The sequence below is a fragment of the Dechloromonas denitrificans genome, assembly GCF_001551835.1.
GTDB lineage: Bacteria > Pseudomonadota > Gammaproteobacteria > Burkholderiales > Rhodocyclaceae > Azonexus > Azonexus denitrificans.
Genome location: NZ_LODL01000035.1, coordinates 171,120 through 178,599, shown reverse-complemented (window position 1 = coordinate 178,599; position 7,480 = coordinate 171,120). Strand labels below are relative to the sequence as shown.

Here is a 7,480-nt window from a genome sequence, read left to right as displayed (position 1 = left end):
AACCCGCGACCCCCGGCGTGACAGGCCGGTATTCTAACCAACTGAACTACCACTCCGCGTTGGCTTGCCCGGCCGTGGCCGAACAACGGGGCGCATAGTAGCACAGGACTTCGCGCTGTCCCGCTTTTCGCGCAACGAATACAATAGCCGCCCTTTTCGACATTTCACCGGCTGACGCGACGTGCCCACCTCCCTCGATACCGGAACACTCAACTTCAGCTGGTCGCAGGCGCTGATCGGCGGTCTGGTGGCGGCCGGTGTCGAGCGCGCCGTGATTTCCCCCGGCTCCCGTTCGACGCCGCTGGCGCTGGCCATGCTCCGCCAGCCGGGACTGGACTGCGAGGTCATTATCGATGAACGCAGCGCCGCCTTCTTTGCGCTCGGCGCCGCCCGCGCCAGCCGGCGCCCGGCCATCGTCCTCGCCACCTCGGGAACGGCGGTCGCCAACTGGCTGCCGGCGGTTGTCGAGGCCAATCTGGCCGGTGTGCCGTTGATTCTGATCTCGGCGGACCGCCCGCCGGAACTGCAAGGCATCGGCGCCAACCAGACCATGGCCCAGCCCGGTTTGTTCGGCGAGCAGGTCCGGGCCTGCCATGCCATGGGGACGCCGAAACAGGGTTTCGATAGCAAGGCGCTGAGCACCCTGGCGGCACGCGCGGTCGAACAGGCAAGCTGGCCGCATCCTGGCCCGGTGCACATCAATCAGCCATTTCGCGAGCCGTTGATCCCGGCCACTGCAACACCGCCAACCCCGGCTGCGACCTCCGTTCGTACCTCCCGACCCTGCTCGCAACCGGACCCCGCAGCCATCGCCGAACTGGCGAAGGCCATGGCCGGGCGCCCAGGCCTCATTGTCTGCGGTGAACTGCCGCCGGAGCACGGTTTTGCCGAGGCAGTCGCCTCCTTGGCCGAGCATCTGGCTTGCCCGATTCTGGCCGAGCCGCTGTCCAATTTGCGCTTTGGCCGGCACGACCGCTCTCATCTCATCGTCCATTACAACCAATGGCTGAGCCAGCAGGCGGCAGCTGTGGGCAAGCCGGCCTGGATTCTTCGCTTCGGCGCCTTCCCGGTGACGCGCAGTCTGCAAGGCCTGCTCGGCGAACACCACGACGTAATGGCCCTGGTTGACCCCTGGCCGCGCTGGAGTGACCCCGCCCATCGCCTCAGCCACCTGCTGCATGCCAGTCCGCTCGCCGTCTGCCAGGCGCTGCTCGCCGCCGCACCCAGTGCGGCACCCTGTGGTTGGCTGGCCAGCTGGCTGGCCGCCGACCAGGGTCACGAGGCAAGCCAGAGCAGTGCCTACGCCCGCTTGATTCCCCACCTGATGGCCGCTCTGCCCGCCGGTTGCCCGGTTTTTGTCGGCAATTCGCTGGCCGTCCGGATGCTGGACAGCCACTCAGGCAGCAGTGACAAGCCACTCGAATTTTTCGCCAATCGCGGCGCCAGCGGCATCGACGGCAATATCTCCAGCGCCCTCGGCATTGCTGCCGAGCGCGGCCGCGTTGTCGCGCTGCTCGGCGACCTCACCTGCCAGCACGACATCGGCGGACTGGCCGCGGCCCGCGGCCGCAATGCGGTGATCCTTGCGGTCAACAACGGTGGTGGCGGCATTTTCGAAATGCTGCCGCAAGCGGCCTTGCCGGAATTCGAGCGCGGCTGGCTGACGCCGCAAAATATTGATTTTCACCATGCCGCCCGTGCCTTCGGGCTGAGCTACGCCCAGTCGGCGGTCGGCCCCGCCCTGACCGACCTGGTGCAAGCCGCCATCGCCAGCGGCGGCCCCCATTTGATTGAAGTGACCCTGGAAAAATGAGCAAAACGCCCCCCCCCGCAAAAGACCAGCACTCGCCGATGATGAAGCAGTATCTCGGACTGAAAGCTGCCCATGCCCCGAACATCCTTCTTTTTTACCGGATGGGCGATTTCTACGAGCTGTTTTTCGAAGACGCCGAAAAAGCTGCCCGCCTGCTCGACATCACGCTGACGACGCGCGGCCAGTCGGCCGGTGTGCCGATCAAGATGGCCGGCGTGCCCTTCCACTCGCTCGAGCCCTACCTCGCCAAACTGGTCAAGCTCGGCGAATCGGCCGTCATCTGCGAGCAGGTCGGCGACCCGGCGACCAGCAAGGGACCGGTCGAGCGGGCCGTCGCCCGCATCGTCACCCCCGGCACGCTAACCGATGCCGCGCTGCTCGACGACAAGCGCGACACCTGGCTGCTCGCCGTCACCACCACGCGCAACACGGCCGGCCTGGCCCGCCTCAACCTGGCCAGCGGTGAATTCGTGCTGACCGAAACGCCGGCCGACCAGATCGCCAGCGCGCTGGAGCGCATCCGGCCGGCTGAAATCCTCTATCCGGAAAGCTGGCAGCCCGACTTTGCGGTCGATGCCGCGCGCACCCGGCAGCCGGACTGGTATTTCGAACACGACTCCGCCAAGCGCCTGCTCTGCGAGCATTTCAAGGTCGCCTCGCTGGCCGGCTTCGGTGCCGAGGGGCTGCGCCCGGCCGTAGCCGCGGCCGGCGCCCTGCTGCAATACGCGCAAACGACGCAGGCCGGCAATTTGCCGCATTTGCGGGCGTTGACCGTCGAAGTCGAAGGCGCCTACCTCGGTCTGGATCTCGCCACCCGGCGCAACCTCGAACTAACCGAAACCCTGCGCGGCCAACCGGCGCCGACCCTCTTTTCGCTGCTCGACAACTGCGTCACCAGTATGGGCTCGCGCCTGCTGCGCCACACGCTGCACCACCCCTGGCGCGAGCGCGCCATTCCGGCCGCCCGCCACGGTGCCGTCGAGGCGCTGCTCGATGATTACGGCCGGCTGGCCGGCGAAGTCCGCCGTGAACTGAAAGGCATTGCCGATATCGAGCGCATCGCCGGCCGCATCGCACTGCGCAACGCCCGTCCGCGCGACCTGGCCAGCCTGCGCGATTCGCTGGCTCGCCTTGAAGGGCTGCGCCAGCCGTTTGCCGGCACCGCGTCCCCCTTGCTCGACAGCCTGCATGGCGACCTCAACACCCCGGCCAGCGAGCTGGCGCTGCTGATCCGCGCCATTGCCGCCGAACCCGGCGCCCAGGTGCGCGACGGCGGCATCATCGCCCCCGGCTACGATGCCGAACTCGATGAATTCCGCGCACTGAACGACAACTGCGGCGCCTTCCTGGTCGATATGGAAGTGCGCGAACGCGAGCGCACCGGCATCAGCAGCCTCAAGGTCGAATTCAACAAGGTGCATGGCTTCTACATCGAAGTCACCCACGCCAATACCGACAAGGTGCCGGACGATTACCGCCGGCGCCAGACGCTGAAGAATGCCGAGCGCTACATCACGCCGGAACTGAAGGCCTTCGAGGACAAGGCCCTGTCCGCCCAGGAACGTTCGCTGGCCCGCGAAAAGCTGCTTTACGAAGCAATCCTGAATGAGTTGGCACCGCTCGTCCCGACCCTGCAGACCATCGCCCGCGCCATCGCCCAGCTCGACCTGCTGGCCGGCTTCGCCGACACGGCGCTGAAGCACAACTGGAGCAAGCCGGAATTTGCCGATGAAATCGGGTTGACCGTAGCTGGCGGCCGCCACCCGGTGGTCGAGGCCGAAATGGCCAACAGCGCCGAGACCTTCATCGCCAACGACGTGCTGCTTGCCGAAAACCGCCGCCTGCTGCTGATCACCGGCCCCAACATGGGTGGTAAATCGACCTACATGCGGCAGACCGCACTGATCGCACTGCTTGCCCACATCGGCTGCTACGTGCCGGCCGACCGCGTCGTGCTCGGCCCGCTCGACCGCATTTTCACCCGCATTGGCGCCTCCGACGACCTCGCCTCCGGCCGCTCGACCTTCATGGTCGAAATGACCGAAGCCGCCGCCATCCTGCACCACGCCACCGCCAACAGCCTGGTCCTGATGGACGAAATCGGCCGCGGCACCTCGACCTTCGACGGCATGGCGCTGGCCTTCGCCATCCTGCGTCACCTGGTCGAGAAGAACCGCTGCCTGACGCTGTTCGCCACCCACTATTTCGAACTGACCCGCCTCTCGCACGAGTACAGCGAACTGGCCAATGTGCACCTCGACGCCGTCGAGCACAACGACCGCATCGTCTTCATGCATTCGGTCGAGGAAGGCCCGGCCAACCAGAGTTACGGGATTCAGGTCGCCGCCCTGGCCGGCATCCCGAATGCCGTGGTCCGCGCCGCCCGCAAGCAGTTGCGCGAATTCGAGCAAAGGGCTGCGGTCGACCCGCTGCAACCGGATCTTTTCGCCCAGGGCGACCCCGAGCCGGCCGAAGCGGAACCGCACCCGGCGCTCGACCAGCTCGCCGCCCTTGACCCGGACAGCCTGACGCCGCGCGAAGCGCTGGATGCGCTGTACGCCCTGAAAGGCCTGCTCAAGTGAAAGCCTGGCTGGCAGCCCTGTGGCTGCTCTGGGGCGGCCAGGCCAGCGCCGACAGCTGGCGCTTCGGGCTGATCGGTGACGTGCCCTACTCCGAGACCGAGCGACGTGAACTGCCGCGAATGCTGGCGGCGATGGCCGACGACAAGGTCGATTTCATCATCCATGTCGGCGACTTCAAGCATGGCAAGGATCGTTGCGACGATGCCGTCTTCGAAGATCGCCGCGCGCTGTTCGAGGCTGCCCGCGTTCCTTTCATCTTCGTTCCCGGCGATAACGAATGGACGGACTGCGAGCGCCTCTCGAACGGCGCCTACGATCCGCTGGAGCGCCTGGAAAAACTGCGCAGCCTGTTCTTCAGCAAGCCGCAGTCGCTCGGCCAAAAAAAGCTCGCCCTGGAACGACAACCCGGCCCCTACCCGGAACACAGCCGTTTCCGGATCGGACCCGTGCTGTTCGTGACGCTGAACCTGCCCGGCGGCAACAACAACTACGGGCTGACCGGCGAAGCGAGTCGCGAATTCCGCAATCGCAATCCCTATGTCCTGGCCTGGCTGAAAGACAGTTTTGCGCTGGCCCGGCAAGAAAAGCTGGCCGGCATCGCCCTGCTCTTCCAGGCCAACCCGGGCTTCAAGCATCACGCCCAGGGCTTTGCCCACAGCGGCTACCGCGAATTTCTCGACACCCTGCGCGAAGAAACCCTGGCCTTTGCCGGGCAGGTTCTGGTCGTCCATGGCGACACGCACATCAGCCGGGTTGATCAACCGATGCGCGACCAGATGGGCCGCGTCGTCAACAATTTGGTCCGGGTGGAAACCTTCGGTTATCCGACTATGGGCTGGACCAGCGGCAGCATCGACAGCGATTCGCCAACCCGGATACGCTTCGACCGCCATCCCTGGTCGCCCGCAGAGGCGCAACCCGCCCCGTGATTATGCATTGATAAATTGATTCACCACTACGTATTTTCCCCAATTCCCGGCACCGGGGTGAGTTATAGACAATCCGTTTCCTAAAAAAACAAAGCAGCAGAGAAGGAAACAGCCAAATGATCGTTTTGTTCGAGCCGGCGGTTCAGCTCATGAACCGCCTGCGTTTCGCCTCGCGCTTCGTCGCCATCGGCGCCGCAGCGGGTACCCTGATCGCCGGCCTGCTGCTCCAGTTCCTGTGGTCGGTCGGCAGCCAGTTGGCGAACACCCGCGATGGGATTGTCGGTGCCCGGGCCATCGTTCCTATCCGGCAAATAACGGAGGCTTTCCATGACCAGGTAACAGCCATGACGCTGCTATCCGCTGGTTCGTCACTACCCGGCCTGGAAGAAAAGGCCAAAAAGGCTGCGCAGGCGATAGACGAACTGATCGTTGCCGGCCGCAAAACCACGCCGGACGACTGGGCGCTTCAGGAAAGCTGGGACAAGCTCGCCAAGGAATGGAGCAGCGCCCGCGATACATTAGCGAGTGCCACCACCCCGGAAATTCGCAAGGTCACCGAACGCCTGGAACAGAACCTGAACTCCCAGGCACGCAACATCGCCGACCGGGCCGGCCTGACACTGAACGGCGAAGTCGCCACCTATTACCTGAACGACACCCTGGTTTCAGAGCTGCCGCAACTGCTCGCCATCATCACCCAGCTCCGCCTGAAGGCCAGCCATGTCGCCGAGGTGCAAATGGTTGATGCCAGCGATAAGGGACGGCTCGACAAACTGCTCAGCGACCTTGACCTGCAACTGCTGCGTACCAGCGAAACCCTGCACCGAGCCACCGCCGGCGGCGAAAACGCTGCCGCCATCGAACTGACACGCGGCAATCTTGAAAAGGACATCGTAGCCCTGAGCAAATTCATCAGTAACGAAATCATTTTCAAAATCGACATGGATGTCCAGCCGACCGACGTGTTGGCTAAAACCGAGGCGGCTCTGAAGAGTGCGGGCGAAATGTACGCTGTCGTCGAAAATGCCTTGCGCGAGGCACTGGAGAAAAGGGAATCCCGCCTCCAGATCAAACGCTTCAGCAATATTCTGATCGCCGCCCTCGGCGTGCTGATCGCCACCTATTTCTCGATCGGCTTCTACCTGTCGCTGGCCCGCGGCAGCAGGGACATCATCGGCGGCAGCCGTCGACTGGCCGACGGCGACCTGCGCCACGAAATTCGCATCGACTCGCGCGACGAGTTCTCGGAAATTGCCGAGAGCTTCAATCGTATGGCCAGCTCGTTCCGCCAGGTCATCCGCACCCTGCAACACAACGCCGGCAATGTGCGCGACGCGGCCCATACGCTGGCCTCGGCGACAAGCCAGATCGCCAGCAGTTCGAGCGCCCAGGAGGCCTTGTCGGAACAGGCCACGACAGCGGTATCGTCGATTTCCGGCAATATCCAGGAAGTCGCCTCCAGTGCTGCCGACGTCGATGCCGTGGCCCGCCAGAGCCGCGAACAAACCGAACTTGGCCACAACAGCCTGACCGTCATGCTGCGCGACATCGGCGTTGCCGAGCAGGCGGTCAGCGAAATTGCAGCCACGGTGAACGAGTTCGTCAAGGTCACTCTGGATATCTGCCAGATGACTGCCCAGGTGCGCGATATTGCCGATCAGACCAACCTGCTGGCGCTGAATGCCGCCATTGAAGCGGCACGCGCCGGTGAAGCCGGTCGCGGCTTCGCCGTGGTGGCCGACGAAGTGCGCAAGCTGGCCGAGAAATCGGCACAGTCCGCCAACGAAATCGACCGCCTGACCCAGGCCGTCAGCAACCGGATCGGCAGCGTCGAATCAGCCATCCAGAGCGGCACCAGCGCCTTGCAGGAAAGTACCGAGCAGGCCCGCAACGTGTCGCAGATCCTGGCCAGCGCCACCGCCTCGGTGCATTCGACAACAGACGGGGTCAAACTGATCTCGCAGGCGGTACAAGCCCAGATTTCAGCCAGCCGGCAGATCTCCGGCCACGTTGCCGAAATCCTCAAGATGGCTTCGGGCAACAGTAGCGCCGTATCACGAGCGGCCACCGAGGCCAGCAATCTGGAAGATCTGGCCAGCAGCGTGAGCAGCGAAATCGCCCATTTCAAGATCGCCGATTGACCACCAAGGGGAACA

The 7,480-nt window shown here is 64.4% G+C and carries 4 protein-coding genes; all 4 read left to right on the top strand.

Going from position 1 to position 7,480, the window contains the following annotated elements; all coding sequences use genetic code 11:
• The first annotated feature begins 181 nt into the window (after window positions 1–181).
• The 4 genes from menD (at window position 182) to AT959_RS15590 (ending at window position 7,465) form a co-directional block, all read left to right on the top strand.
• Window positions 182–1,813 carry a 2-succinyl-5-enolpyruvyl-6-hydroxy-3-cyclohexene-1-carboxylic-acid synthase gene (menD, locus tag AT959_RS15605; protein ID WP_066884935.1) on the top strand — a complete coding sequence of 544 codons (1,632 nt, stop codon included), beginning with the start codon at window positions 182–184 and terminating at the stop codon, window positions 1,811–1,813.
• On the top strand, window positions 1,810–4,395 hold the full coding sequence (mutS, locus tag AT959_RS15600) for a DNA mismatch repair protein MutS (RefSeq protein WP_066884932.1): 2,586 nt from the start codon (window positions 1,810–1,812) through the stop codon (window positions 4,393–4,395). The genes menD and mutS overlap by 4 nt, the downstream gene beginning before the upstream one ends.
• Window positions 4,392–5,324 (top strand): metallophosphoesterase family protein, encoded by a 933-nt coding sequence (locus AT959_RS15595; protein ID WP_066884929.1) that lies wholly within the window; start codon window positions 4,392–4,394, stop codon window positions 5,322–5,324. The genes mutS and AT959_RS15595 overlap by 4 nt, the downstream gene beginning before the upstream one ends.
• Before the next feature lie 116 nt (window positions 5,325–5,440).
• Window positions 5,441–7,465, top strand: a complete 2,025-nt coding sequence (locus AT959_RS15590; RefSeq protein WP_066884926.1) for a methyl-accepting chemotaxis protein — start codon at window positions 5,441–5,443, stop codon at window positions 7,463–7,465.
• The last annotated feature ends 15 nt before the right edge of the window (window positions 7,466–7,480 follow it).

Coding starts and splice junctions, on each gene's coding strand:
- mutS (WP_066884932.1), top strand. CDS start 1,810: ATGAGCAAAACGCCCCCCCCCGCAAAAGACCAGCACTCGCCGATGATG.
- AT959_RS15590 (WP_066884926.1), top strand. CDS start 5,441: ATGATCGTTTTGTTCGAGCCGGCGGTTCAGCTCATGAACCGCCTGCGT.